Genomic DNA, 904 nt, shown 5'->3' on the forward strand with positions numbered 1-904 from the left:
GTATACTTACCAGCTTTTGAATGGTGCTGGTGGGGTTATTCAGTTGCTACCTCAATTCTCCAATGTGTATACGGGATTAGGTCAGGGCAATTATATGGTAAGGGTAAGATCGGCGAGATTTTGTATGGTGGATGTGCCTTTCACCATTGACGAACCGCCTGCATTGGTGGCCAGTGCTACTGCGACGGATTTCTCCTGTGCGGTAGACAATTCGGTTTCCCAGGCGGTCATTACGGCTGCGGGATCTGGAGGAACCGGACCCTATATGTACAGCATTGACGGAGTAAATTTCTTTGCGAATAATACCTTTAACATCAACGATACGGGTGCCGTGCAAAATTTCACGGTAACGGTACGGGATGCCAATGGTTGTACGGATACCGATAACCTAAGTATCAACCCACTACCCGTTATTACCGATGTGCTAGTTACCCAACAGACTGCTATTAGCTGTACCAATGACGAAGCGGTTGAATTAACGGTTACTGGTGGTTCTGGTGACTTTACCTTTGAGCTGTTGCCCTTGGGCAACCCCAATGGGGTACAGACTTCGGTTGCTGGAGCTACTGCTACTTATAGCCTTAGCGTACCTGGGGATTATACCTTTAGAGTGACGGATAATGTGACCGGTTGTTACTTTACCACCGCACCTTATACCGTTGCTCCCTACGATCTAATCGACGTAGTGGCCTCGGCCAGTACGCCCGTGACTTGTTTTGGGGCCTCCGATGGGGTGATGGAGATCAATGTAACCGATTATACCGGCAACTACTCCTATGAGGTGTTCCATAGCAATGGTTTTACCACGTCCATAACAAGTTCCGGGGTAGCACCGGGAGTGCTTACTATTTCCGGACTTCCTGCAGGGAATTTCTATGTAGAACTTACGGCTACGGATACGCCA

The 904-nt window shown here is 48.7% G+C and carries 1 protein-coding gene; it reads left to right on the forward strand.

The genetic code is table 11. From position 1 onward, the window contains the following. Positions 1 to 904, forward strand: a 904-nt coding sequence (locus F1E73_RS17130; RefSeq protein ID WP_191089067.1) for a SprB repeat-containing protein, incomplete at both ends; no start/stop codon positions are given.

The sequence above is a fragment of the Arenibacter lacus genome (genome assembly GCF_008711145.1).
GTDB lineage: Bacteria > Bacteroidota > Bacteroidia > Flavobacteriales > Flavobacteriaceae > Arenibacter > Arenibacter amylolyticus.